At 55.8% G+C, this 25,184-nt stretch carries 23 protein-coding genes; 18 read left to right on the forward strand and 5 right to left on the reverse strand.

The window, feature by feature from the left end:
• Positions 1-42 precede the first annotated feature (42 nt).
• Both yigL and GV764_RS03535 read left to right on the forward strand, forming a co-directional pair.
• Positions 43-849, forward strand: a complete 807-nt coding sequence (yigL, locus tag GV764_RS03530; protein ID WP_161659006.1) for a sugar/pyridoxal phosphate phosphatase YigL — start codon at positions 43-45, stop codon at positions 847-849.
• A gap of 122 nt (positions 850-971) precedes the next feature.
• Complete coding sequence (locus GV764_RS03535) at positions 972-1,871, forward strand: carboxylate/amino acid/amine transporter (RefSeq protein ID WP_161659022.1); 900 nt, start codon at positions 972-974, stop codon at positions 1,869-1,871.
• Here the strand turns inward: GV764_RS03535 and metR are convergent.
• Entirely contained in the window at positions 1,759-2,712 is a 954-nt protein-coding gene (metR, locus tag GV764_RS03540; RefSeq protein WP_161659007.1) for an HTH-type transcriptional regulator MetR, read from the reverse strand. The two genes, GV764_RS03535 and metR, sit on opposite strands and share 113 nt — an antisense overlap.
• A 237-nt stretch (positions 2,713-2,949) precedes the next feature.
• Here metR and metE point away from each other — a divergent pair, with 237 nt between their 5' ends.
• Positions 2,950-5,211: a 5-methyltetrahydropteroyltriglutamate--homocysteine S-methyltransferase gene (gene metE, locus GV764_RS03545; RefSeq protein ID WP_161659008.1), complete on the forward strand. Its 2,262-nt coding sequence runs from the start codon at positions 2,950-2,952 to the stop codon at positions 5,209-5,211.
• Positions 5,212-5,265: 54 nt separating this feature from the next.
• On the opposite strand, the gene GV764_RS03550 is transcribed toward metE, so the two are convergent.
• Complete coding sequence (locus tag GV764_RS03550) at positions 5,266-6,087, reverse strand: dienelactone hydrolase family protein (protein ID WP_161659009.1); 822 nt, start codon at positions 6,085-6,087, stop codon at positions 5,266-5,268.
• Between the two features lie 250 nt (positions 6,088-6,337).
• Here GV764_RS03550 and udp point away from each other — a divergent pair, with 250 nt between their 5' ends.
• The 9 genes from udp to tatD all read left to right on the forward strand — a co-directional run bounded on the left by udp (position 6,338) and on the right by tatD (position 14,376).
• Complete coding sequence (udp, locus tag GV764_RS03555; RefSeq protein ID WP_125295478.1) at positions 6,338-7,099, forward strand: uridine phosphorylase; 762 nt, start codon at positions 6,338-6,340, stop codon at positions 7,097-7,099.
• A gap of 176 nt (positions 7,100-7,275) precedes the next feature.
• Positions 7,276-8,712, forward strand: coding sequence for a DNA recombination protein RmuC (gene rmuC, locus GV764_RS03560; RefSeq protein ID WP_161659023.1), 1,437 nt, complete (start codon positions 7,276-7,278; stop codon positions 8,710-8,712).
• 78 nt (positions 8,713-8,790) lie between these two features.
• On the forward strand, positions 8,791-9,546 hold the full coding sequence (ubiE, locus tag GV764_RS03565) for a bifunctional demethylmenaquinone methyltransferase/2-methoxy-6-polyprenyl-1,4-benzoquinol methylase UbiE (protein ID WP_125295480.1): 756 nt from the start codon (positions 8,791-8,793) through the stop codon (positions 9,544-9,546).
• A 12-nt stretch (positions 9,547-9,558) separates the two neighbouring features.
• Entirely contained in the window at positions 9,559-10,164 is a 606-nt protein-coding gene (gene ubiJ, locus GV764_RS03570; protein ID WP_125295481.1) for a ubiquinone biosynthesis protein UbiJ, read from the forward strand.
• Entirely contained in the window at positions 10,161-11,807 is a 1,647-nt protein-coding gene (gene ubiB, locus GV764_RS03575; protein ID WP_161659010.1) for a ubiquinone biosynthesis regulatory protein kinase UbiB, read from the forward strand. Before ubiJ ends, ubiB begins: the two co-directional genes overlap by 4 nt.
• A gap of 186 nt (positions 11,808-11,993) precedes the next feature.
• Positions 11,994-12,245 (forward strand): Sec-independent protein translocase subunit TatA, encoded by a 252-nt coding sequence (gene tatA, locus GV764_RS03580; protein ID WP_125295483.1) that lies wholly within the window; start codon positions 11,994-11,996, stop codon positions 12,243-12,245.
• 3 nt (positions 12,246-12,248) lie between these two features.
• On the forward strand, positions 12,249-12,782 hold the full coding sequence (tatB, locus tag GV764_RS03585) for a Sec-independent protein translocase protein TatB (RefSeq protein ID WP_161659011.1): 534 nt from the start codon (positions 12,249-12,251) through the stop codon (positions 12,780-12,782).
• 2 nt (positions 12,783-12,784) lie between these two features.
• The gene (tatC, locus tag GV764_RS03590; protein ID WP_161659012.1) at positions 12,785-13,552 is read left to right on the forward strand and encodes a Sec-independent protein translocase subunit TatC; all 768 of its coding nucleotides are present in this window, start codon (positions 12,785-12,787) and stop codon (positions 13,550-13,552) included.
• 41 nt (positions 13,553-13,593) lie between these two features.
• Positions 13,594-14,376, forward strand: a complete 783-nt coding sequence (gene tatD, locus GV764_RS03595) for a 3'-5' ssDNA/RNA exonuclease TatD (protein WP_161659013.1) — start codon at positions 13,594-13,596, stop codon at positions 14,374-14,376.
• Here the strand turns inward: tatD and rfaH are convergent, their stop codons facing one another.
• A complete protein-coding gene (rfaH, locus tag GV764_RS03600) occupies positions 14,377-14,865 on the reverse strand; it encodes a transcription/translation regulatory transformer protein RfaH (protein WP_161659014.1) in 489 nt (162 codons plus the stop codon).
• Positions 14,866-15,035: 170 nt separating this feature from the next.
• On the opposite strand from rfaH, the gene ubiD reads away from it, so the two are divergent.
• A complete protein-coding gene (ubiD, locus tag GV764_RS03605; protein ID WP_161659024.1) occupies positions 15,036-16,532 on the forward strand; it encodes a 4-hydroxy-3-polyprenylbenzoate decarboxylase in 1,497 nt (498 codons plus the stop codon).
• Between the two features lie 45 nt (positions 16,533-16,577).
• A complete protein-coding gene (gene fre / locus GV764_RS03610; protein ID WP_161659015.1) occupies positions 16,578-17,279 on the forward strand; it encodes an NAD(P)H-flavin reductase in 702 nt (233 codons plus the stop codon).
• 281 nt (positions 17,280-17,560) lie between these two features.
• On the opposite strand, the gene fadA is transcribed toward fre, so the two are convergent.
• Entirely contained in the window at positions 17,561-18,724 is a 1,164-nt protein-coding gene (gene fadA, locus GV764_RS03615; protein WP_161659016.1) for an acetyl-CoA C-acyltransferase FadA, read from the reverse strand.
• A 10-nt stretch (positions 18,725-18,734) separates the two neighbouring features.
• Positions 18,735-20,924, reverse strand: coding sequence for a fatty acid oxidation complex subunit alpha FadB (gene fadB / locus GV764_RS03620; RefSeq protein ID WP_161659017.1), 2,190 nt, complete (start codon positions 20,922-20,924; stop codon positions 18,735-18,737).
• Positions 20,925-21,115: 191 nt separating this feature from the next.
• Here fadB and pepQ point away from each other — a divergent pair, with 191 nt between their 5' ends.
• Genes pepQ through hemG form a run of 4 tightly spaced genes read left to right on the forward strand, consistent with a single transcriptional unit; the run spans position 21,116 to position 25,107 of the window.
• Positions 21,116-22,447: a Xaa-Pro dipeptidase gene (gene pepQ, locus GV764_RS03625; protein ID WP_161659018.1), complete on the forward strand. Its 1,332-nt coding sequence runs from the start codon at positions 21,116-21,118 to the stop codon at positions 22,445-22,447.
• A complete protein-coding gene (locus GV764_RS03630) occupies positions 22,447-23,058 on the forward strand; it encodes an IMPACT family protein (RefSeq protein WP_161659019.1) in 612 nt (203 codons plus the stop codon). The genes pepQ and GV764_RS03630 overlap by 1 nt, the downstream gene beginning before the upstream one ends.
• Positions 23,059-23,097: 39 nt before the next feature.
• Positions 23,098-24,549 (forward strand): Trk system potassium transporter TrkH, encoded by a 1,452-nt coding sequence (gene trkH, locus GV764_RS03635; RefSeq protein WP_161659020.1) that lies wholly within the window; start codon positions 23,098-23,100, stop codon positions 24,547-24,549.
• Between the two features lie 12 nt (positions 24,550-24,561).
• The gene (gene hemG / locus GV764_RS03640; RefSeq protein ID WP_161659021.1) at positions 24,562-25,107 is read left to right on the forward strand and encodes a menaquinone-dependent protoporphyrinogen IX dehydrogenase; all 546 of its coding nucleotides are present in this window, start codon (positions 24,562-24,564) and stop codon (positions 25,105-25,107) included.
• Positions 25,108-25,184 lie beyond the last annotated feature (77 nt).

Here is a 25,184-nt window from a genome sequence, read left to right on the forward strand (position 1 = left end):
GGCGGTCAGGCCGCCTGTTACCAACCAGAGGTTATTATTTTTATGTATCAGGTCGTTGCGTCTGATTTAGACGGTACACTCTTATCTCCTGACCACACCCTGTCGCCTTTCGCGAAAGAGACGCTGAAACTGCTGACGGCTCGCGGCATTAACTTTGTGTTTGCGACCGGGCGTCACCATGTCGACGTGGCCCAAATCCGCGATAACCTTGAAATCAAGGCCTACATGATCACCTCCAACGGCGCGCGGGTGCATGATACCGATGGCAATCTGGTGTTCAGCCACAACCTGGATCGCGATATCGCCGCCGATCTGTTTGGCGTGGTGCACACCAACCCGGACATCGTGACCAACGTGTATCGTAACGATGACTGGTTTATGAACCGCCATCGCCCGGACGAGATGAAGTACTTTCGCGAGGCCGTGTTTAAATACACCCTGTTTGAGCCAGGCGTGCTGGAGCCGGAAGGCATCAGCAAAGTGTTCTTCACCTGTGACGACCATAAAAAACTGCTGCCGCTGGAGCAGGCGATTAATGCGCGCTGGGGCGATCGGGTTAACGTTAGCTTCTCAACGTTAACCTGCCTGGAGGTGATGGCGGGCGGCGTTTCTAAAGGTCATGCGCTGGAGGCGGTATCCAAAGCCATGGGCTACTCCCTGAAAGAGTGCATCGCCTTTGGTGACGGGATGAACGACGCCGAAATGCTGTCGATGGCGGGTAAGGGCTGCATTATGGCCAACGCGCACCAGCGGCTGAAAGATCTGCTGCCGACGCTGGAAGTGATTGGCACCAATAGTGAAAATGCGGTCCCGCACTATCTGCGCCGTTTATTCCTTCACGAAGCGTAAGCGATACGGATGACGAGTGGTTCATGTTTAACCACTCGTCAACTAAATACCCAAGCTCACGTCGTTCACTGTCGCTACAATGCGGTTTTATGCTGGAAACGGGACTTCCCGGGGAAAACATTGTGCCGCTACTCATTATCACCACTATTCTGTGGGCCTTTTCCTTTAGTCTGATTGGCGAATACCTTGCCGGGCATGTCGACAGCTACTTTTCCGTGCTGATGCGCGTTGGGCTGGCGGCGCTGGTGTTTTTGCCGTTCCTGCGTTTTAAGGGCCTGAAACCGAAAGTTATCGCGCTGTATATGCTGGTGGGCGCGCTCCAGTTGGGCGTGATGTACCTGTTCAGCTTCCGTGCTTATCTTTATCTGACGGTTTCCGAGTTTTTGCTGTTTACCGTCCTGACGCCGCTGTATATCACGCTGATTTACGATCTGCTGAGCCGCCGCCCGCTGCGCTGGGGCTATGCGTTCAGCGCGCTGCTGGCAGTGCTTGGCGCGGCGATTATTCGTTACGATCAGCTCAGCGAGCACTTCTGGTTCGGGCTGTTACTGGTGCAACTGGCGAATATCAGCTTCGCGATCGGCATGGTCGGCTATAAGCGGCTGATGGAAGTACATCCGATGCCGCAACACAACGCGTTCTCGTGGTTTTATCTCGGGGCGTTTGCGGTCGCAGGCATCGCCTGGCTGGCGTTAGGCAATCCCGACAAACTGCCTGGCACCACGCTGCAATGGAGCGTACTGGTCTGGCTGGGCGTTGTGGCGTCCGGGCTGGGCTATTTTATGTGGAACTATGGGGCAACGCAGGTCGATGCCGGCACACTGGGCATCATGAACAACGTACATGTCCCGGCGGGGCTGCTGGTTAACCTCGCCATCTGGCAAGAGCAACCCCACTGGCCGAGTTTTATTATCGGTGGGTCGGTGATAATGGCTTCGTTGTGGGTGCATCGACGCTGGGTCGCGCCGCGCTCTTCACAAACGGCAGATGATCGCATGCGTGGTTCCGCGCAGAGCGAATAAACGCATCGATAACCGGCTGGCGCTGCTCGCCATCGCGCACCGCCGCGTACAGTCGGCTCCACAATCCCTCGCCCAGGGTTTTGGTTACCACCAGACCCTGGCGTTCAAAACTCTCCACTACCCAGTGCGGCAATGCGGCGATGCCCATTCGCGCTGACACCATCTGAATCAACAGCAGTGTGTTATCAACGCTTTTCAATGACGGGCTGACGCCTGCCGGCTCCAGAAAATGACGCCACACGTCCAGGCGCTGGCGCTGCACCGGGTAAATCAGCAGCGTTTCTCCGGAAAAGTCTTCCGGCGTGATGCGGGGTTTGCGAGCCAGCGGATGATCGGTCGCCAGCACCAGACGTACTTCAAAATCAAACATCGGCGAATAGTGCAGCCCGCTGCGCGGCAGAATATCGGACGTCAGCACCACGTCCAGTTCGCTCTGCTGAAGCGCGGGTTGCGGGTCGAACGTAACGCCTGATTTGAAATCCATCTCTACCTGCGGCCACTGCTTGCGGAAATTCTCCAGCGCCGGGGCCAGCCACTGAATACAGCTGTGGCACTCAATCGCGATCCGCAGCTGGGACTGCTGCGGTTCATTGCACTCCTGCAATGCCCGGCTGATTTGCGGCAGCACCTGAGTCGCCAGTTGCAGCAGGATCTCCCCCTGCGGGGTAAAGCGCAGCGGCTGACTTTTACGAACGAATAGCTTAAACCCGAGACGCTGCTCCAGATCGCTGAACTGATGAGAGAGAGCAGATTGCGTCTGATGCAGTGTGGCCGCGGCGGCGGCGAGTGAACCGCAATTCTGCAGGGCCAGCAGGGTCTTAAGGTGTTTAATTTCGATCATGAAAGTCCTTCACTTTGCCATGAGGAATTTGCGCTTGAGGAATATACAGTAACTGCTGATTATGGATGTGTAAACATCTGGATGGCTAAATCCTTTGTATTTCGAATTTATGGTACGTTGGCTGCGCTCGCTCACCCTGGCCACTGACTTCAGTAAGCTCCCGGGGATCCACGAACTCGCCGCCTTACCTGAATCCGAAATCCTTCGGATTGAAAATCAAATTTAAGAGGCAAAACAATGACAATCTACAATCACATCCTCGGTTTCCCTCGCGTTGGCCTGCGTCGCGAATTGAAAAAAGCGCAAGAAAGTTACTGGGCAGGTAACAGCACGCGTGAAGAATTACTGGCGGTGGGCCGCGAGCTGCGCGCCCGTCACTGGGAGCAGCAAAAAGCGGCAGGGGTGGATCTGCTGCCGGTGGGCGACTTCGCCTGGTACGATCATGTTCTCACCACCAGCCTGCTGCTGGGCAACGTGCCGGCGCGCCACCAGAATAAAGACGGCTCCGTGGATATCGACACCCTGTTCCGTATTGGCCGTGGCCGCGCGCCTGCCGGTGAACCGGCAGCGGCAGCGGAAATGACCAAGTGGTTTAACACCAACTATCACTACATGGTGCCGGAGTTCGTTAAAGGCCAGCAGTTTAAACTGACCTGGACTCAGTTGCTGGATGAAGTGGACGAAGCGCTGGCGCTGGGCCATCACATCAAACCGGTACTGCTGGGGCCGATTACTTACCTGTGGCTGGGCAAAGTGAAGGGCGAACAGTTTGATCGCCTGTCGCTGCTCAATGACATTCTGCCGGTTTATCAGCAGGTACTGGCAGCGCTGGCGAAGCGCGGTATCGAGTGGGTACAGATTGACGAACCGGCGCTGGTGCTGGAACTTCCGCAGGCGTGGCTGGACGCCTACAAACCGGCTTACGATGCGCTTCAGGGCAACAGCAAACTGCTGCTGACCACCTACTTTGAAGGCGTCACGCCGAATCTGGATACCATTACCGCACTGCCGGTGCAGGGCCTGCATGTTGATCTGGTACACGGCAAAGACGACGTAGCAGAGCTGCATCAGCGTTTGCCGTCCGAGTGGTTGCTGTCTGCGGGGGTGATCAATGGTCGTAATGTCTGGCGTGCCGATCTGACAGAAAAATATGGGCAAATTAAGGATATCGTCGGCAAACGTGCCGTGTGGGTGGCATCCTCCTGCTCTCTGTTGCACAGCCCGATCGATCTGAGCGTGGAAACCCGTCTCGATGCGGAGGTAAAAAGCTGGTTTGCCTTCGCCCTGCAAAAATGTGAAGAGCTGGCGCTGCTGCGCGACGCGCTAAAATTCGGCGACACCACTAAAATCGCCGAGTGGAGCGCGCCGATCCAGGCGCGTCGCCACTCTGCCCGCGTACACAATCCGGCGGTAGGCGAGCGTCTGGCGACGATTACCACCCGGTACAGCCAGCGCGCCAGCGCTTATCCGATCCGTGCCGAAGCGCAGCGTGCGCGCTTCAACCTGCCGGCATGGCCGACCACCACTATCGGTTCGTTCCCGCAAACCACTGAGATCCGCGGCCTGCGCCTGGACTTTAAAAAAGGCAACCTGGACGCCAGCAACTATCGCACCGGCATTGCCGAACACATTAAGCAGGCGATTGTTGAGCAGGAGCGTCTCGGCCTGGATGTGCTGGTTCATGGCGAAGCGGAACGTAATGACATGGTGGAATATTTCGGCGAGCATCTGGACGGTTTTGTCTTTACCCAGAACGGTTGGGTGCAGAGCTACGGTTCACGCTGCGTGAAGCCGCCGGTGGTGATTGGCGATATCAGCCGTCCTGAGCCGATCACCGTGGAGTGGGCGAAGTACGCGCAGTCCCTGACCGACAAGCCGGTTAAAGGCATGTTGACCGGCCCGGTAACCATTCTCTGCTGGTCGTTCCCACGTGAAGACGTCAGCCGTGAAACCATTGCGAAACAGATTGCGCTGGCGCTGCGTGATGAAGTGGCTGACCTGGAAGCCGCCGGGATTGGCATCATCCAGATTGACGAACCGGCACTGCGCGAAGGGTTGCCGCTGCGTCGTGCCGACTGGCAGGCCTATCTGGAATGGGGCGTGGAAGCGTTCCGCCTGAACGCCGCCGTGGTGCGTGACGATACCCAGATCCACACCCACATGTGCTACTGCGAGTTCAACGACATTATGGACTCCATTGCGGCGCTGGATGCGGATGTGATCACCATCGAAACCTCGCGTTCGGATATGGAGCTGCTGGAATCCTTTGAAGAGTTCGAGTACCCGAATGAAATCGGCCCTGGCGTGTATGACATCCACTCGCCGAACGTACCGGACGTGGAATGGATTGAGGCTTTACTACAAAAAGCGGCGCAGCGTATTCCGGCGCAGCGTTTATGGGTGAACCCGGATTGCGGCCTGAAAACGCGCGGCTGGCCGGAAACTCGCCAGGCGCTGGCGAATATGGTTAAGGCGGCGCAAAACCTGCGCAGCGCGTAATAAAAAATCCCCTCCTGAACGGGAGGGGGCATATTTTTGATTCAGGATGGGCCGTTACTTTTTATTGCCGTAACGGCCAAACCAATCCAGCATTCTCTGCCAGCCGTCCGCGGCGGATTCCGCGTGATAGCTCGGACGATAGTCGGCGTTGAACGCGTGGCCCGCGTCGGGGTAAACCACGATTTCCGCTTTGGCGTTCGCGGCCCGCAGCGCCTGACGCATAGTTTCCACGCTTTCCAGCGAAATGCCCGTATCCTGAGCGCCATACAAGCCCAGCACCGGCGCGTTAAGATCCACGGCGACATCTACCGGATGTTTCGGCGAGTTAAGCGTTTTATCCCCCAGCAGCTTTCCATACCACGCCACGGCGGCTTTGAGCTGCGGATTGTGCGCGGCGTATAGCCACGTAATGCGCCCGCCCCAGCAGAAGCCGGTGACCATCAGACGGTGCGGATCGCCGCCCTGACGGGAAGCCCAGTTCGCCACGTGATCGAGATCCGCCAGTACCTGGGCGTCGGGCACCTTACTCACCAGGCCGCTGAACAGCGACGGGATATCGTCATAATCCGCCGGATCGCCCTGACGGAAATAGAGTTCCGGCGCGACGGCCAGATAGCCTTCATGGGCCAGACGGCGGCAGATATCGCGGATATGCTCATGTACACCGAAAATTTCCTGCACCACCATCACCACCGGTAATGGCTGGTCGGCATTTTCCGGGCGGGCATACCAGGCCGGCATGTTCTCGCCCTGGGTCGCAATAGACGTTTCACCACAGTGGATGCCATCTTCGGCGGTATGTACTACCGTTGAAGCGACAGGTGAAGCGGCGGAAGCAAATCCTGAAGGGTTGTCTGTTGTGTTTTGTTTTGTCATGGCCAGGCTCCGTAACCATTTTTTTAGCGCAAACCTAACTATAGCCTGCGAGCTGAAAATTCGTACACGGAAAACCCGTTCCTGTGATCGTCACCGGGATGGGCCTTTATTGTGATTAATGTCACTATTTTATGGAAATGTTATGCAAGCGAATTCCATACAAGTGAATTGAGTCACGAAATTACCCGGGCAGCTTCTGTAAAGTACCCTTTTGCAGCTTCTGACAAACCGACCCAAAGAGGAGTCATTTATGTCTACGTCTGATGTTTTTCACCTCGGCCTTACCAAAAGCGACCTGCAGGGCGCAACGCTTGCCATCGTACCTGGCGACCCGGAACGAGTGGAAAAGATCGCCGCGCTGATGGATAAGCCGGTCAAGCTGGCATCACACCGCGAATTCACCTCCTGGCGCGCAGAGCTGGACGGCAAGCCGGTTATCGTCTGCTCTACCGGTATCGGCGGCCCATCAACTTCCATCGCCGTTGAAGAGCTGGCGCAACTGGGCATCCGCACCTTTCTGCGCGTAGGCACCACCGGCGCGATCCAGCCGCATATCAATGTTGGCGATGTGCTGGTGACGACCGCATCCGTTCGCCTCGATGGCGCAAGCCTGCATTTCGCGCCGATGGAATACCCGGCGGTTGCGGATTTCGCCTGTACCACCGCGCTGGTTGAAGCCGCGAAAGCCGTGGGCGCCACTACCCACATCGGCGTCACCGCCTCTTCCGACACCTTCTACCCTGGGCAGGAGCGTTACGATACCTTCTCTGGCCGTGTGGTCAGCCGCTACAAAGGCTCGATGGAGGAGTGGCAACAGATGGGCGTGATGAACTATGAAATGGAATCCGCCACGCTGCTGACCATGTGCTCCAGCCAGGGGCTGCGTGCAGGGATGGTTGCCGGGGTTATCGTGAACCGTACCCAGCAGGAAATCCCGAACGCGCAAACCATGAAGCAGACCGAAAGCCACGCGGTGAAAATCGTGGTTGAGGCCGCGCGTCGCCTGATTTAAACCCCGTCGCCAGCCCTGCTTCCCTGGAGGGCTGGCCCGTTTCTCCCGGTTTTACCTTCCCTGACGTGCGCTGTTTTTAATCTTTTGCGCGATGTCTCGCAGTAAATGCCTTTAAAACTGGACATTTATCCAGCACAATTCCATTTTGCTCAGGTGGGGTTAATGCGGGAGGCATGATGGAATTCTCTCTGTTACTGATGGCGGCGGTTGCGCTGGCGGGCATATTGCTCGGCTGGCTGGGCGCAAGCCTGCGGGCATCGCAGCGTCAGGCAGATCTGCTGGCGGAACAGCGCGATGTATTCAGCGAGTTAAGCGCGGCGAAACAGGCTTACGAGCACTGGCGCGAAGAGTGCGAATTGCTTAACGGCGAACTGCGCACCCTGAGAGAGATTAAAAGCTCGCTGGAAGCCGATCTGCGCGAAGTCACCACGCTGCTTGAAACCACGCGCCAGCATAACGACGACAAACTGCGCCAGATGATGAACAGCGAGCAGCGCCTCAGTGAACAGTTCGAAAACCTCGCCAACCGCATTTTTGACCGCAGCCATCGCCAGGTGGAAGAGCAAAACCGCCAGAGCCTGAACGGGCTGTTAACCCCGTTGCGTGAACAGCTTGACGGCTTCCGTCGCCAGGTGCAGGACAGCTTCGGGCAGGAAGCGCGTGAGCGCCATACGCTGACCCATGAAATCCGCAACTTACAGCAGCTCAACGCCCAAATGGCCCAGGAGGCGATTAACCTGACCCGGGCGCTGAAAGGCGACAATAAAACCCAGGGCAACTGGGGTGAAGTGGTGTTGACGCGGGTGCTGGAGGCATCGGGTTTACGTGAAGGATATGAGTATCACACCCAGGTCAACATTCAGTTAGACGATCGCAGCCGTATGCAGCCGGATGTGATTGTCCGTCTCCCCCAGGACAAAGACGTGGTGGTTGACGCCAAAATGACGTTGGTGGCCTACGAGCGTTACTTCAACGCCGAAGACGAATACCAGCGTGAGCTGGCGCTCAACGAACATATCGCGGCTATTCGCAGTCATATCCGCTTACTCAGCCGCAAAGACTATCAGCAGCTGCCCGGCCTGCGATCGCTGGATTATGTGTTGATGTTTATCCCCGTTGAACCGGCATTCTTACTGGCTATCGACCGGCAGCCGGAGCTAATCAGCGAAGCGCTGAAAAGCAATATCATGCTGGTCAGCCCCACCACCTTGCTGGTGGCATTACGCACCATTGCTAACCTGTGGCGTTATGAGCATCAAAACCAGAACGCTCAGCAAATCGCCGAGCGCGCCGCAAAGCTGTACGACAAAATGCGCCTGTTTGTTGATGATATGTCCGCCGTCGGGCAGGGGCTGGATAAAGCGCAGGAAAACTACCGCCAGGCGATGAAAAAGCTCAGTTCCGGGCGCGGCAACCTGCTGGCGCAGGCCGATGGGTTTCGTGCCCTGGGGGTAGAAGTGAAGCGCGAGATTAATCCGGAAATGGTGGAACAGGCGCGTCTGGATGACGACGAGTTTCGTCTGCGCAGCATTGACGAGGAACCGGAAAACTATTCGCAAAACAACGCGCCAGGGCCGATTCCGCCTGTTCAGCGCACCGGTAGCGATTGTTAAAACCGGCTTGAAACATAGGGCAATTGCGCCCAATCTGTTACACTTCACGAACATTTTTTATCAATAGCAGGCTCCGAAATGGTTGATGATTCACAGGACACAACGCACTTTGGCTTTCAGACCGTAGCGAAAGCGCAAAAGGCGGATATGGTGGCGCAGGTTTTCCATTCTGTTGCAGCGAAATATGACGTTATGAATGACCTGATGTCGTTCGGGATCCATCGTTTATGGAAGCGCTTTACTATTGATTGCAGCGGTGTGCGCCGTGGACAAAAAGTGTTGGATCTGGCGGGGGGCACCGGCGATTTGACGGCGAAATTTTCCCGTCTGGTGGGTGAAACCGGCACGGTCGTGCTGGCGGACATCAACGATTCAATGCTGAAAATGGGCCGTGAGAAGCTGCGCAATATCGGCGTAGTGGGCAACGTTGAATACGTTCAGGCTAACGCGGAAGCGTTGCCGTTCCCTGACAACACCTTTGATTGCATCACCATCTCGTTTGGCCTGCGCAACGTGACCGACAAAGACAAAGCGCTGCGTTCGATGTATCGCGTGCTGAAGCCCGGCGGTCGTCTGCTGGTGCTGGAGTTCTCCAAACCGGTTATTGACCCGTTAAGCAAAGCCTATGACGCCTACTCCTTCCACGTGCTGCCGCGTATCGGCGAGCTGGTGGCGCAGGACGCGGAAAGCTATCGTTATCTGGCGGAATCCATCCGTATGCATCCCAATCAGGACACGCTGAAAGCGATGATGGCGGATGCCGGGTTCGATAACGTCGAATATTTCAATATGACCGCGGGTATCGTCGCGCTTCATCGTGGTTATAAGTTTTAAGGGAGACCGCGGATGCCAATAACACCGCTAATTACCGCCGGTATTGAAGGGGCATTAAACGCCTTCTTATACCAGGATCGGGCGCTTAAATCTGCACGTCAGCGGTTGCAGGGAAAGGTGTTGCGTATTGCCCTCCGCGAGTTCTCTACCCCGCTGGTGTTGGTCTTCAGTGAACAGCAGGTTGACGTGCTGGGGCAGTGGGAAGGCGAGACCGACTGTTCGGTGACCACGCGCCTGTCGGTATTGCCTGAACTGCGCAATCGCCAGCAGCTGACCGCGCTGATCCGCCGGGGCGATCTGGAAGTCGAAGGCGACATTCAGGTGGTGCAAAACCTGGTGTCCCTGATGGATCTGGCGGAATTCGATCCTGCGGAACTGCTTGCGCCGTACATCGGCGACATCGCCGCCGAAGGGCTGGGCAAAATCTTTCGCACCGGCGCGCGCATCGTCAAAAAAGGCGTTGAGCGTAATCAGCGTTATCTGGCTGAAGCGGTAACGGAAGAGTGGCGTATGGCCCCCGGTCCGCTGGAAGTCGCCTGGTTTGCTGAAGAAACTGATGCACTTGCGCGATCGCTCGACGCGCTTATTGGTCGTTTAGAAACGCTGGAGGCCAAATGACGCCAGGTGAAATTCGGCGCCTGTACTTCATCATTCGTACTTTCTTAAGCTATGGGCTGGATGAGCTCATACCGAGGATCCGCATCACGTTGCCGCTGCGCTTATGGCGGCGTACGTTGTTCTGGATGCCCAACCGCCACGGCGATAAAGAGTTAGGCCAGCGTCTGCGGCTGGCGCTTCAGGAACTCGGCCCGGTGTGGATCAAGTTTGGTCAGATGCTGTCTACCCGCCGTGACCTGTTTCCTCCCCAGATTGCCGATCAGCTTGCCATGTTACAGGACCGCGTCGCGCCTTTTGACGGCGTGCTGGCGAAACGCCAAATCGAAAAGTCGATGGGCGATATTCCGGTAGAAACCTGGTTCGATGATTTCGATATCAACCCTCTGGCCTCGGCATCTATCGCCCAGGTGCATACGGCGAAGCTGAAAGAGAACGGCAAAGAAGTCGTGATCAAGGTGATCCGCCCCGATATCCTGCCGATTATCCGCGCCGATATGAAGCTGATCTACCGTCTGGCGCGCTGGGTGCCGCGTTTATTGCCGGATGGCCGCCGTTTACGCCCGGTGGAAGTGGTACGGGAATATGAAAAAACGCTGATTGATGAGCTTAACCTGCTGCGCGAAGCGGCAAACGCTATTCAGTTGCGGCGCAATTTTGAAAACAGCCCAATGCTGTATGTGCCTGAAGTTTACTCAGATTATTGCAGTGAAAATATGCTGGTGATGGAGCGCATCTACGGTATTCCGGTCTCGGACGTGGAAACCCTTGAGCGCAACGGCACCAATATGAAACTGCTGGCGGAGCGCGGCGTTCAGGTGTTCTTCACCCAGGTGTTTCGCGACAGTTTCTTCCATGCCGATATGCATCCGGGCAATATTTTCGTCAGTTATGAACATCCTGAGAATCCTAAATATATCGGTATTGACTGCGGCATCGTCGGCTCGCTGAATAAAGAAGATAAACGCTATCTGGCGGAGAACTTTATCGCCTTCTTTAACCGCGATTACCGTAAGGTTGCCGAGCTGCACGTCGATTCCGGGTGGGTGCCGCCGGATACCAACGTTGAAGAGTTTGAGTTCGCCATCCGTACCGTATGTGAACCCATCTTTGAGAAGCCGCTGGCGGAAATCTCTTTTGGCCATGTGCTGCTGAATTTGTTCAACACCGCGCGTCGCTTCAACATGGAAGTGCAGCCGCAACTGGTGCTGCTGCAAAAAACCTTACTGTATGTGGAAGGCGTTGGCCGCCAACTTTATCCACAGCTGGACTTGTGGAAGACGGCAAAACCATTCCTGGAATCCTGGATCAAAGATCAGGTGGGTTTTCCGGCGCTGGTGCGCTCTTTTAAAGAGAAAGCACCGTTCTGGATCGAAAAAATGCCAGAAATACCTGAACTGGTGTACGACAGTTTGCGCCAGGGCAAACAATTGCAACAAAGCGTTGATAAAATCGCCCGCGAGTTACACGAACAGCGCGTGCGGCAAGGCCAATCACGCTATCTGTTTGGTATTGGCGCCACGCTGTTGTTAAGCGGAACGTTAATGCTGGTGACTCGCCCGGAATGGGACTTAATCCCGGCATGGGTTATGGCGGGCGGTATCGTCGTATGGCTGATTGGCTGGCGTCGTACTGGCTCGATTTAAAACATCATGGAATGACTGCGTTGAAATTATCAGCGTTCAGGCTGTAAAAAAGCGGGCCACATTTTCACAACTTACACAAAAACTCTGTGACCGTTGTGGATATGTTTACCAACACTGATGCAGCCTGGATAATGAGCGGTATATAATGCGGTTTGCAAATTTCATCATCTGTAGCTGAGGATTTATATGGGTGGCATTAGTATTTGGCAGTTATTGATCATTGTCGTTATCGTCGTACTGCTTTTCGGTACCAAAAAGCTCAGTTCTTTGGGGTCCGATCTGGGTGCCTCCATTAAAGGTTTCAAGAAAGCCATGGGCGATGACGAGCCGAAAAACACCTCTACTCAGGATGCTGATTTCACGGCGAAATCCCTTTCTGACAAGCAAAGCGACGTGAAGAAAGACGAAGCGAAGAGCAACGATAAAGAGCAGGTGTAAGCCGTGTTCGATATTGGTTTCGGTGAACTGGTTCTTGTCTTTGTCATCGGCCTCATTGTGTTGGGGCCGCAGCGTTTGCCTGTTGCGGTCAAAACCATTGCCGGGTGGGTGAGGGCGCTGCGTTCCCTTGCCACCACTGTGCAGAATGAGCTGACTCAGGAGTTAAAACTCCAGGAATTCCAGGACAGTCTCAAGAAAGTTGAGAAAGCGAGCCTCAGTAATCTCACCCCAGAGCTCAAGGCTTCCATGGATGAATTGCGTGAAGCGGCAGAGTCAATGAAACGCACTTATACGGCCAACGATCCGGAAAAGGCGCATGACGAAGCCCACACCATTCATAATCCGATTGTGAAAGACAACGAAGCGGCGCATGAAGGCGTTACGCCAGCCACGGCGGAAAACCAGGTGAGCGCGTCGGCGCAAAAACCGGCTCCGGCCCCGTCTGCTGAGCAGCCTGTCGATCTGACCAAAGCGTCATCGGCTTCGACGTCTTCTCCGACAGGTGCCGCACCGTCGTCCTCAAGTGAAAAATCCTGAACATGGCTGTAGAAGATACTCAACCCCTAATCAGTCACCTGATTGAACTGCGTAAGCGTCTGCTGAACTGCGTCGTCGCGATCCTGGCAATCTTCCTGGCGCTGGTTTATTTCGCCAACGATATCTATCAAATGGTCTCCGCGCCGTTGATAAGCCAGATGCCGCAGGGTGCAACCATGATTGCCACCGATGTGGCATCGCCGTTTTTCACGCCAATCAAGCTGACCATGATGGTGTCGGTGATCCTGTCCGCGCCGGTGATCCTCTATCAGGTGTGGGCATTCATCGCCCCGGCGCTGTACAAACATGAACGCCGTTTAGTGGTGCCGCTGTTGGTATCCAGTACGCTGCTGTTCTATATCGGTATGGCGTTTGCTTATTTCGTGGTGTTCCCGCTGGCGTTTGGCTTCCTGACGCATACCGCGCCGGTCGGCGTGGTAGTTTCAACCGATATCGCCAGCTACCTGAGCTTCGTCATGGCGCTGTTTATGGCGTTTGGCGTGTCGTTTGAAGTCCCGGTCGCTATTGTGCTGCTGTGCTGGATGGGCGTGACCACGCCGGAAGACTTACGTAAAAAGCGGCCATATGTGTTAGTGGGCGCGTTTGTCGTGGGTATGCTGCTGACGCCGCCGGATGTTTTCTCCCAGACCTTACTGGCTATTCCGATGTATTTCCTGTTTGAAGTCGGCGTATTCTTCGCGCGCTTCTACGTCGGTAAGCGACGTATGCCGTCTGAAGAAGACGACGAAACGGAAGCCACGAAAGAGTAACTGAAACCGCCCACCGGGCGGTTTTTTACAGGATAAATCGCATGTTTGATATTGGCGTTAACCTCACCAGCGGGCAGTTTGATAAAGATCGGGATGATGTGGTGGCGCGGGCTTTCGCCGCAGGCGTATCGGGCATGTTGATAACCGGCACCAGTTTGCACGAGAGCCAGCAGGCGCAGCAGCTCGCCCGCCGCTACGACAACTGTTGGTCCACCGCCGGCGTTCATCCCCATGACGCCAGCCACTGGCTGCCTGAGACCACCGATGCGCTGCGTGAACTGGCGAACACGCCCGAAGTGGTCGCCATTGGTGAATGCGGGCTGGATTTCAACCGCAACTATTCCACGCCGGAAGATCAGGAGCGGGCGTTCAGCGCTCAACTGGCGCTGGCGGCGGAGTTATCAATGCCGGTGTTTATGCATTGCCGGGATGCCCATGAACGGTTTGTCGCGCTGCTGACGCCGTGGCTCGATAAGCTGCCGGGCGCGGTATTGCACTGCTTTACCGGCACACGCGAAGAGGCGCGGGCGTGTCTGGATCTGGGGGTGTATTTAGGCATTACCGGTTGGGTATGCGATGAGCGTCGCGGGCTTGAATTGCGTGAATTGCTGCCGATGATCCCCGCCAATAAACTGTTTTTTGAAACCGATGCCCCGTGGCTGTTGCCGCGCGATCTGCCGGTCAAACCCTCATCGCGCCGTAACGAGCCGGGCTACTTGCCGCATATCATTACCCAGTCGGCGATGTGGCGTGGAGAAGATGCGCAACAGCTGATTCAGCAAACTGACGAGAATGTCCGTTCGCTGTTTGGCATTCGCTTCTGATTACTGTTTTTTGAACTCGGTGTTCTGCACGCTTTGCAGAACCTGTTGATTAAGCAGATTTAACAACAGCATGGAGCGCGCCTCGCCGTCAGGCTCGGTAAATATCGCATCCAGCCCTTTAAACGCGCCGTGAGTAATCACAACGGTATCGCCAGGATATGGCGTGCCCGGATCGGTTATCTCTTCAGACTGGTATTGAACCAGCTGGTCAATAACGGTAACCGGTACGGTGGCGGGTTGGGTGCCGAAGCGAACAAAGTGGCTGACGCCGCGTGTGGCGTTGATGGTGGTGGTGTGAATGACTTCCGGGTCGAATTCGATAAACAGGTAATTGGGGAACAGCGGCTCACTGACTGTTGTACGTTTCCCACGCACGATTTTTTCCAGCGTGATCATCGGCGTGAGGCAGGTCACCGCCTGACGTTCCAGATGCTCTTGCGCACGCTGAAGCTGACCTCGTTTGCAGTACAGTAGATACCAGGATTGCATAAACACTCTTCTTCAATAACCAGGCGCAAAAGGATATCAAAACTCCTTTTATATAGCTAAAACCATTATAACTAACAGATAAGATGCTCTCGTATCAGTTCACGCTAATTTAACAAAATTACAGCATGCCTGCGACGAACACCGTATAATGAAGCGCTAAACGAAAAGGCATAAAAAACTGCATGAAATATCACGATCTGCGCGATTTCCTGACGCTGCTTGAGCAGCAGGGCGAGTTAAAACGCATCTCGCTGGCTGTTGATCCTCATCTTGAGATGACCGAAATTGCTGACCGCACATTACGTGCCGGTGGGCCGGCATTGCTTTTTGAAAACCCGAAAGGGTATGACATGCCGGTGCTCTGCAACCTGTTTGGCACGCCGAAGCGCGTGGCGATGGGGATGGGGCAGGAGGATGTAACGGCGCTGCGCGAAGTAGGAAAACTGCTCGCTTTTTTAAAAGAGCCTGAGCCGCCGCGCGGATTTCGCGATCTGTTTGATAAATTGCCGCAGTTTAAACAAGTCCTGAATATGCCGACCAAACGCCTGCGCGGCGCGCCATGCCAGCAAAAAGTGCTGCAGGGCGAACAGGTGGATCTCACCCGTATTCCGATTATGCAGTGCTGGCCAGATGATGCCGCACCGTTAATCACCTGGGGGCTGACCGTGACCCGTGGCCCGCACAAAGAGCGCCAGAATCTGGGGATCTATCGCCAGCAGTTGATGGGTAAAAACAAACTGATTATGCGCTGGCTATCCCATCGCGGCGGCGCGTTAGATTTCCAGGAGTGGTGCGCGGCGCATCCCGGCGAACGTTTCCCGGTCTCCGTGGCGTTAGGCGCCGATCCGGCCACCATCCTCGGCGCGGTAACGCCCGTGCCGGATACCCTGTCGGAATACGCCTTTGCCGGACTGCTGCGCGGCACCAAAACCGAAGTGGTCAAATGCCTGTCCAACGATCTGGAAGTGCCTGCCAGCGCGGAAATCGTGCTGGAAGGGTATATCGAGCAGGGTGAAATGGCGCCGGAAGGGCCGTACGGCGACCATACGGGTTACTACAATGAAGTGGATAACTTCCCGGTATTCACGGTGACGCACATTACCCAGCGCGAAGACGCCATTTATCACTCCACTTACACCGGTCGCCCGCCAGATGAGCCTGCGGTGCTGGGCGTGGCGTTGAACGAAGTCTTCGTGCCGATTTTGCAGAAGCAATTCCCGGAAATTGTCGATTTTTATCTGCCGCCGGAAGGCTGCTCTTACCGCCTTGCCGTCGTCACCATGAAGAAGCAGTACGCCGGGCACGCCAGGCGTGTGATGATGGGGGTGTGGTCATTCCTGCGGCAGTTTATGTATACCAAGTTTGTCATTGTCTGTGATGACGATGTCAATGCGCGTGACTGGAACGATGTAATCTGGGCCATCACCACGCGTATGGATCCGGCGCGCGACACCGTTCTGGTAGAGAATACGCCGATCGATTACCTGGATTTTGCCTCGCCGGTTTCCGGTTTGGGTTCAAAAATGGGACTGGACGCCACCAACAAATGGCCCGGCGAAACCCAGCGTGAATGGGGTCGTCCGATTCAAAAGGATCCGGCGGTGGTCGAACGTATCGACGCCATCTGGGATCAACTGGCCATTTTTAATGACGGTAAAAGCGCCTGACGCGACCGTTGCGGTTTTGCAATATTGACCCGACAGAGGGAACGCATGACAACCTTAAGCTGTAAAGTGACCTCGGTGGACGCGATCACAGAAACCGTGTACCGCGTTCGTTTAGTACCGGACTCACCTTTTTCCTTTCGTGCCGGCCAGTACCTGATGGTGGTAATGGACGAGCGCGATAAGCGCCCGTTCTCTATGGCTTCAACGCCGGACGAACAGGGGTTCATTGAACTGCATATCGGCGCATCGGAGCTCAATCTCTACGCCATGGCGGTGATGGACCGCATTCTTAAAGATCGCGAGATCGTCATTGATATTCCGCATGGCGACGCGTGGCTGCGTGACGAAGACGATCGTCCGCTGATCCTGATCGCGGGCGGCACCGGGTTTTCTTATGCACGCTCAATTCTGTTTACCGCGCTGGCGCGTAATCCTGCCCGTGAAATCGCCATCTACTGGGGCGGCCGGGAAGAGAAACATCTCTATGATTTAGCCGAGCTGGAAGCGCTGTCGGTGAATCACCCGAATCTCAGCGTGGTGCCGGTAGTGGAACAGCCGGAAGAAGCGTGGCGCGGCCGCAGCGGAACGGTGCTGACGGCGGTTATGCAGGATTTCGGGACCCTGAGCGAGCACGACATTTATATTGCCGGACGCTTTGAGATGGCGAAAATCGCCCGGGATCTGTTCTGCAACGAGCGTGGCGCGCGTGAAGACCGGATGTTTGGCGACGCGTTTTCGTTTATTTGATCGTGGAAGAGTCATCGCTCATGTGATGGCTTCTGAACATAAAAAACCCGCCCCTGACAGGCGGGAAGAACGGCAACTAAACTTTCTCTCTTCGCCATTGTCACCATAGCGGCGTTGGCTGCGTTCGTTCACCCGAATCACTTACTTAGGTAAGCTCATCGGGATTCACTTACTTGCCGCCTTGCTACGGCACCAATGGCTTTGAGATCTTTCTCTCTTCGCCATTGCCACCGTAGCGGCGTTTTTCTGCCGCTACGGTGTGGCGTGAATGATGCGATAACTTAAACCCGCTCAAACACCGTCGCGATGCCCTGGCCCAGGCCAATACACATCGTGGCAAGCCCGAACTGCGCGTCTTTGCGTTCCATCAGATTAATCAGCGTGGTGCTGATGCGCGCCCCGGAGCACCCGAGCGGATGGCCTAACGCGATGGCGCCGCCATTGAGGTTTATCTTCTCGTCGATCTGCTCCATCAAGCCCAGATCTTTAATGCACGGCAGGATCTGCGCGGCAAAGGCTTCATTCATCTCGAACAGATCGATGTCCGCTGCGCTCAGGCCCGCTTTTTTCAGCGCCAGCTTCGAGGATGGAACCGGGCCGTAACCCATGATTGACGGATCGCAACCAACCACCGCCATCGAGCGGATACGCGCACGCGGCGTCAGGCCCAGTTCTCTGGCGCGGCTTTCGCTCATCACCAGCATGGCCGCTGCGCCGTCGGACAACGCGGAAGAGGTGCCTGCGGTAACGGTGCCGTTGGCCGGGTCGAATGCCGGTTTCAGCGTCGCCAGGCTTTCTACGTTGGTTTCCGGGCGGATCACTTCGTCATAGTCATAGCGCTTCAGCACGCCGTCGGCATCATGGCCGTTGACCGGGACGATTTCATTTTTGAAATGACCGGCCTGGGTTGCCGCCCATGCGCGCTGGTGCGAGCGGGCGGCAAAGCTGTCCTGCATTTCACGGCTGATCCCATGCATACGTGCCAGCATTTCCGCCGTCAGGCCCATCATGCCCGCCGCTTTTGCCACGTTGCGGCTCAGGCCCGGGTGAAAGTCCACGCCGTGGTTCATCGGCACGTGGCCCATATGCTCCACGCCGCCGATCAGGCAGGTCTGGGCATCGCCGGTCATGATCATGCGTGCCGCATCGTGCAGCGCCTGCATGGACGAGCCGCACAGGCGGTTAACCGTCACCGCCGGTACGCGATGCGGGATTTCCGCCAGCAGCGCGGCGTTACGCGCAATGTTGAAGCCCTGCTCCAGGGTCTGCTGTACGCAGCCCCAATAGATATCATCAATCGCTGAAGGCTCCAGCGCCGGGTTACGCGACAGCAGGCTGCGCATCAGATGCGCCGACAGATCTTCCGCCCGCACCTGACGAAACGCGCCGCCTTTGGAACGGCCCATCGGGGTGCGGATTGCGTCAACAATTACCACCTTTTCCATCTTTCGCTCCTTAAGCCGTTTTCAAATCGCCAACCGGGCGTGCGGGTTCAACCGGGGGATAATACGGTTCGTTAAGACGCGCTTTGGCGCGCAAACCGTCCGGCACCGCATACAACGGACCGAGGTGTTGATATTGCTGAGCCATATCGAGGTATTTGGCGCTGCCCAGGGTATCCAGCCAGCGGAACGCGCCGCCGTGGAACGGAGGGAAGCCAAGCCCGTAGACCAGCGCCATATCCGCTTCCGCCGGGCTGGCGATAATGCCTTCTTCCAGACAACGCACCACTTCGTTGACCATCGGGATCATCATGCGCGCGATAATTTCTTCATCGCTAAACTCGCGCTTCGGCTGGCTGACTTCTGCCAGCAGGCCTTCTACAGCCTCGTCCTGCTCTTTACGCGGTTTGCCTTTGCTGTCTTCTTTGTAACGCCAGAAGCCAAGACCGTTTTTCTGACCGTAGCGACCAGCGTCGAACAGGGCATCAATCGCATCGCGGTAGTCTTTCGCCATCCGCTGCGGGAAGCCCGCCGCCATGACCGCCTGAGCGTGGTGCGCAGTATCAATGCCGACCACGTCGAGCAGGTAAGCCGGGCCCATCGGCCAGCCGAACTGTTTTTCCATGACCTTATCGATCTGGCGGAAATCGGCCCCGTCACGCAGCAACTGGCTGAAACCGGCAAAGTAAGGAAACAGTACGCGGTTGACGAAGAAACCCGGGCAGTCATTAACCACAATCGGGGTTTTGCCCATTTTGCTGGCCCACGCCACCACTTTGGCAAGGGTCTCGTCAGAGGTTTTCTCGCCGCGGATCACTTCTACCAGCGGCATACGGTGCACCGGGTTAAAGAAGTGCATCCCACAGAAGTTTTCCGGACGCTTCAGCGCGCTGGCTAATTCAGTAATCGGAATGGTCGAGGTGTTAGACGCCAGTACGGTATCCGGACGAATTTTATCTTCGGTTTCCGCCAGCACCGCTTTTTTGACTTTTGGGTTTTCAACCACCGCTTCAACCACCACATCCACGCGCTCGAATCCGGCGTAGTCCAGGGTCGGGTGAATGGTGGAGATCACGCCAGCCAGTTTCAGACCGTCGATTTTGCCGCGCTCCAGTTGCTTATTCAGCAGCTTGCCCGCTTCGGTCATCCCCAGGATTAACGATTTATCGTTGATATCCTTCATGATCACCGGCACGCCTTTCCACGCGGACTGATAAGCGATGCCGCCGCCCATAATCCCCGCGCCCAGCACCGCAGCCTGTTTTGGCGTCTCTACCGATTTGGCCTGCTGCTTTGCCAGGCCTTTGACATACTGATCGTTCAGGAAGATGCCCACTAACGCGCGCGCCTGCGGCGTGTGCGCCAGCGGAACAAAGCTCTGGTTTTCTAACTTCAGGGCTTCTTCACGGCCCAGCGTGGCCGCAGCTTCGATGGTTTTCACTGCGGTAATGGGGGCCGGATAGTGTTTGCCTGCGGTTTGCATCGCCATGCCTTTCGCGATGGTAAAGCTCATGGCGGCTTCGATTTTGCTTAAGTGCAGCGGCTCCAGTTTCGGCGCGCGCTTCGCTTTCCAGTCCAGATCGCCGTTAATGGCCTGACGTAAGATGCTTAACGCGCCGTCGACCAGTTTCTCCGGTTTAACAACGGCGTCCACCAGACCGACGCTCAGCGCCTGTTGCGCGCTCACGTCTTTACCGGCGGCAATAATTTCCAGCGCGCTGTCCGCACCCAGCAGACGCGGCAGACGCACCGAGCCGCCAAACCCCGGCATGATCCCCAGTTTAGTTTCCGGCAGGCCGATACGCAGATCCGGCGTGGCGATGCGATAGTCGGTGGCTAATACGCATTCACAGCCGCCGCCCAGCGCGTAGCCGTTGATGGCGGACAGCGTCGGCACCGGCAAATCTTCCAGACGATTAAAGACGCTGTTGGCGAAGTGCAGCCACTGGCTAAGCTGCTCCTGTGGAACCAGGAACAACGAGAGGAATTCGGTAATATCCGCGCCGACAATAAATGCCGCTTTTTCTGAGCGCAGCAGCAGGCCTTTGAGTTCGCTTTGTTTTTCTAATACATCCAGCGCGTGGCCAAGGCTTGCAACCGTCGCGGTATCGAGTTTGTTGACTGAGCCGGGGGCATCGAATACCAGTTCGGCGATGCCATCTTCCAGCCAGTTAACGTACAGAGTGTCGCCTTTGTAGAGCATGTCAGTCTCCTGAATCCAGCATGGGGATCTGGTCGTACCAGATGACTCGGAGTGTGGAATTGATGTTAATGAAATGCAAATGAGACTTTAAAAATTTGCAAAGGGGATCACGGATGGTCGAAATCGCTGCGGTGCTGAATCGGTATGCTAAGATGCGAGAATTTATTGTTGAACAAGAAGAAGGGTAGATTATGGATTCGCTGGCAACACTTTATAAAAATCACCTGGCGACGCTACAGGAACGCACGCGGGATGTGCTCTCTCGTTTTCAACTTGATGCGCTGCTGATCCACTCCGGTGAGCTGTTTAACGTCTTTCTTGACGATCATCCGTATCCGTTCAAAGTCAATCCGCAGTTCAAGGCGTGGGTACCCGTCACCCAGGTGCCAAATTGCTGGCTGCTGGTGGATGGCGTGAATAAGCCGAAGCTGTGGTTCTATCTGCCGGTGGATTACTGGCATAACGTCGAGCCGCTACCGACCTCGTTCTGGACCGAGGAAATCGACATTATCGCGCTGCCTAAAGCCGACGGCATTGCCAGCCAACTGCCAACAGGTCGCGGCAATATGGCGTATATCGGGCCGGTGCCGGAGCGGGCGTTGCAGCTGGAAATCCCCGCCGCCAATATCAACCCGAAAGGCGTCATCGACTATCTGCATTACTACCGCTCTTATAAAACGGATTATGAACTGGCCTGCATGCGCGAAGCGCAGAAAACGGCGGTAAACGGGCATCAGGCGGCGCACGAAGCGTTTCTGTCCGGGATGAGCGAATTTGATATCAACCAGGCGTATCTCACTGCCACCGGTCATCGCGATACCGATGTGCCTTACAGCAATATCGTGGCGCTGAACGAACATGCCGCCGTGCTGCACTACACCAAACTCGATCACCGCGCGCCTTCTGAAATGCGCAGCTTCCTGCTGGACGCCGGGGCAGAATACAACGGCTATGCCGCGGATTTGACCCGCACCTGGGCGGCGAATAGCGATAACGACTATGCGCAGCTGATTAAAGACGTTAATGAAGAACAGCTGGCGCTGATCGCCACCATGAAGGCGGGCGTGCGTTATACCGAATACCATCTCCAGTTCCATCAACGCATCGCCAAATTGCTGAAACGTCATCAGCTCGTAACTGATATTAGTGAAGAAGCGATGGTGGAAGCCGACATCACCGGGCCGTTTATGCCGCACGGGATTGGGCATCCGTTGGGCCTGCAGGTGCATGACGTGGCGGGCTTTATGCAGGATAACGGCGGCACTCATCTTCCTGCGCCGGAAAAATACCCATACCTGCGCTGCACCCGCGTGCTTGAGCCGGGTATGGTGCTGACCATCGAGCCAGGCATTTACTTTATTGAGTCGCTGCTGGCCCCGTGGCGCGAAGGGCAATATGCGAAACACTTCAACTGGCAGAAAATCGACGCGCTGAAGCCGTTTGGCGGGATCCGCATTGAAGATAACGTCGTGATCCATGAGAACAGCATTGAGAACATGACGCGGGACCTGAAACTCGCCTGATGGAAAGTTGGCTTATTCCGGCTCAGCCGGTCACCCTGACGGAAGAGATTAAAAAAAGCCGCTTTATTACCCGCCTGGCGCATACGCCAGGCGTGGAGGCGGCAAAAGCCTTTGTAGCGCAGATGCGCGCGGAGTATCCCGATGCGCGTCACCACTGTTTTGCCTGGGTGGCGGGCGCGCCGGATGATTCGCAGCAGTTGGGGTTTTCGGATGACGGCGAGCCGGCTGGCACGGCTGGCAAGCCGATGCTGGCCCAGCTTATGGGCTATGGGGTAGGCGAAATTACCGCCGTGGTGATTCGTTATTACGGCGGCGTAAAGCTTGGTACTGGCGGCCTGGTAAAAGCCTATGGCGGCGGTGTTCAGCAGGCGCTGACGCAACTCTCCACGCTGCGCAAAGTGCCGCTGACTGAATATACTTTGCAGTGTGATTATGCGCAGCTGGCAGGGGTTGAGGCGTTGGTTAAGCAGTATGACGGCCTGATTGTGCACAGCGATTTTCAGGCCAGCGTACAGTTACGTATTGCGTTACCGCATCTGCAACTGCCGGAATTTACAGCAAAGCTGACGGATTTTAGTCGCGGCGCATTGCATTTGTTACCGATTGAATAATAATCCACACCTCTTTTTTGACTTCTAAGGAAGTGGCTAATGCAACTTCGCGCGATTACCCGAATCGTAGGGCTGCTGGTGATTCTGTTTTCAGGGACCATGATCCTGCCGGGGTTGGTGGCGTTGATTTACCGCGACGGCGCCGGGCGCGCATTTACTCAAACCTTCTTTGTCGCGCTGGTGATTGGCTCCATGTTGTGGTGGCCGAACCGCCGCGAGAAAAAAGAGCTCAAATCCCGGGAAGGTTTTTTGATTGTGGTGCTGTTCTGGACCGTGCTGGGCAGCGTCGGGGCACTGCCGTTTATCTTCTCGGAACAGCCTAATCTGACTGTCACGGACGCCTTCTTTGAATCCTTCTCCGGATTGACTACCACCGGGGCCACCACGCTGGTGGGGCTGGACTCGCTGCCCCATGCCATCCTGTTTTATCGCCAGATGCTGCAATGGTTCGGCGGTATGGGGATCATCGTGCTGGCCGTGGCGATTCTGCCCATACTCGGCGTCGGGGGGATGCAGTTGTATCGCGCGGAAATGCCCGGCCCGCTGAAAGACAACAAAATGCGCCCGCGTATTGCCGAAACGGCAAAAACGCTATGGCTGATTTATGTCTTACTGACTGTGGCCTGCGCGCTGGCGCTGTGGTTCGCCGGGATACCGGCGTTTGACGCCATCGGCCATAGCTTTGCGACTATCGCGATTGGCGGGTTTTCTACCCATGACGCCAGCATCGGCTATTTCGACAGCCCGACCATTAACACCATCATCGCCATCTTCTTATTAATCTCTGGCTGTAACTACGGCCTGCACTTTTCCTTGCTGAGCGGACGCAACCTGAAGGTGTACTGGCGCGACCCGGAATTTCGGATGTTTATCGGCGTGCAGTTTACTCTGGTGGTGATTTGTACGCTGGTGCTGTGGTTCCATGATATCTACAGTTCGGCGGTGACGACGCTTAACCAGGCGTTTTTCCAGGTGGTGTCGATGGCGACCACGGCGGGCTTTACCACCGACAGTATCGCCAAGTGGCCGCTGTTTTTGCCGGTCCTGCTGCTGTGCTCTGCGTTTATCGGCGGCTGTGCCGGGTCGACGGGCGGCGGGCTGAAGGTCATCCGTATTCTCCTCTTATTTAAGCAGGGCAACCGCGAGTTGAAGAGGCTGGTTCACCCTAATGCCGTATATAGCATCAAGCTCGGCAACCGTGCGCTGCCCGAACGTATCCTTGAAGCCGTATGGGGTTTCTTCTCAGCCTATGCGCTGGTGTTTATTGTCAGCATGCTGGCGATTATTGCCACCGGCGTGGATGACTTCTCTGCCTTTGCCTCGGTAGTGGCTACGCTGAATAACCTTGGGCCAGGCCTTGGCGTGGTGGCAGATAACTTTGCCAATATGAACCCCGTGGCCAAATGGATTTTGATCGCCAATATGTTGTTCGGGCGTCTTGAGGTCTTTACCCTTCTGGTGCTCTTTACCCCAACATTCTGGCGCGAATAACAGGAGCGTATCGTGAAAACCTTAATATTGTTCTCTTCGCGTGATGGGCAGACTCGTGAGATCGCCGCTTTTATTAGCTCAGAGTTAAAAGAGCAGGGGATTGTAAGCGACCTGGTTAATTTGCATCGCACCGAGGAAATCCACTGGGATAGCTATTCGGCGGTGGTGATTGGCGCATCTATTCGCTACGGCCATTTTCACTCGTCGCTTAACGCGTTTGTGAAAAAGCACTTCCAGGCGCTGAACGGGATGCCGAGTGCGTTCTTCTCCGTTAATCTGGTGGCGCGTAAAGCCGAGAAGCGTACGCCGCAAACCAATAACTACACGCGTAAGTTTCTGATGCAGTCCCCCTGGCGGCCTGATATCAGCGCGGTGTTTGCCGGCGCGCTGCGTTATCCTCGCTACGGCTGGCTCGACAAGATGATGATCCGTCTGATTATGAAGATGACGGGCGGGGAAACGGATACGTCTAAAGAAGTGGTGTATACCGACTGGCAGCAAGTCACCAGTTTTGCGGGTGATATCGCGCGTTTATCAACCGAAAGGGGCGTTAAATAGACGTATCGCCTGGAAATTGAGCGAACAAAAACTTTTTTGAATTTAACGCTTGTCAGATTCTGATTACTCCCTATAAT

The sequence above is a fragment of the Atlantibacter hermannii genome (assembly GCF_009907385.1).
Lineage (GTDB): Bacteria > Pseudomonadota > Gammaproteobacteria > Enterobacterales > Enterobacteriaceae > Atlantibacter > Atlantibacter hermannii_A.

Coding starts and splice junctions, on each gene's coding strand:
- ubiJ (WP_125295481.1), top strand. CDS start 9,559: ATGCCAATAACACCGCTAATTACCGCCGGTATTGAAGGGGCATTAAAC.
- rmuC (WP_161659023.1), top strand. CDS start 7,276: ATGGAATTCTCTCTGTTACTGATGGCGGCGGTTGCGCTGGCGGGCATA.
- ubiE (WP_125295480.1), top strand. CDS start 8,791: ATGGTTGATGATTCACAGGACACAACGCACTTTGGCTTTCAGACCGTA.
- GV764_RS03630 (WP_161659019.1), top strand. CDS start 22,447: ATGGAAAGTTGGCTTATTCCGGCTCAGCCGGTCACCCTGACGGAAGAG.
- fadA (WP_161659016.1), bottom strand. CDS start 18,724: ATGGAAAAGGTGGTAATTGTTGACGCAATCCGCACCCCGATGGGCCGT.
- tatC (WP_161659012.1), top strand. CDS start 12,785: ATGGCTGTAGAAGATACTCAACCCCTAATCAGTCACCTGATTGAACTG.
- ubiB (WP_161659010.1), top strand. CDS start 10,161: ATGACGCCAGGTGAAATTCGGCGCCTGTACTTCATCATTCGTACTTTC.
- tatD (WP_161659013.1), top strand. CDS start 13,594: ATGTTTGATATTGGCGTTAACCTCACCAGCGGGCAGTTTGATAAAGAT.
- trkH (WP_161659020.1), top strand. CDS start 23,098: ATGCAACTTCGCGCGATTACCCGAATCGTAGGGCTGCTGGTGATTCTG.
- rfaH (WP_161659014.1), bottom strand. CDS start 14,865: ATGCAATCCTGGTATCTACTGTACTGCAAACGAGGTCAGCTTCAGCGT.
- fre (WP_161659015.1), top strand. CDS start 16,578: ATGACAACCTTAAGCTGTAAAGTGACCTCGGTGGACGCGATCACAGAA.
- yigL (WP_161659006.1), top strand. CDS start 43: ATGTATCAGGTCGTTGCGTCTGATTTAGACGGTACACTCTTATCTCCT.
- metR (WP_161659007.1), bottom strand. CDS start 2,712: ATGATCGAAATTAAACACCTTAAGACCCTGCTGGCCCTGCAGAATTGC.
- udp (WP_125295478.1), top strand. CDS start 6,338: ATGTCTACGTCTGATGTTTTTCACCTCGGCCTTACCAAAAGCGACCTG.
- tatA (WP_125295483.1), top strand. CDS start 11,994: ATGGGTGGCATTAGTATTTGGCAGTTATTGATCATTGTCGTTATCGTC.
- metE (WP_161659008.1), top strand. CDS start 2,950: ATGACAATCTACAATCACATCCTCGGTTTCCCTCGCGTTGGCCTGCGT.
- fadB (WP_161659017.1), bottom strand. CDS start 20,924: ATGCTCTACAAAGGCGACACTCTGTACGTTAACTGGCTGGAAGATGGC.
- pepQ (WP_161659018.1), top strand. CDS start 21,116: ATGGATTCGCTGGCAACACTTTATAAAAATCACCTGGCGACGCTACAG.
- GV764_RS03550 (WP_161659009.1), bottom strand. CDS start 6,087: ATGACAAAACAAAACACAACAGACAACCCTTCAGGATTTGCTTCCGCC.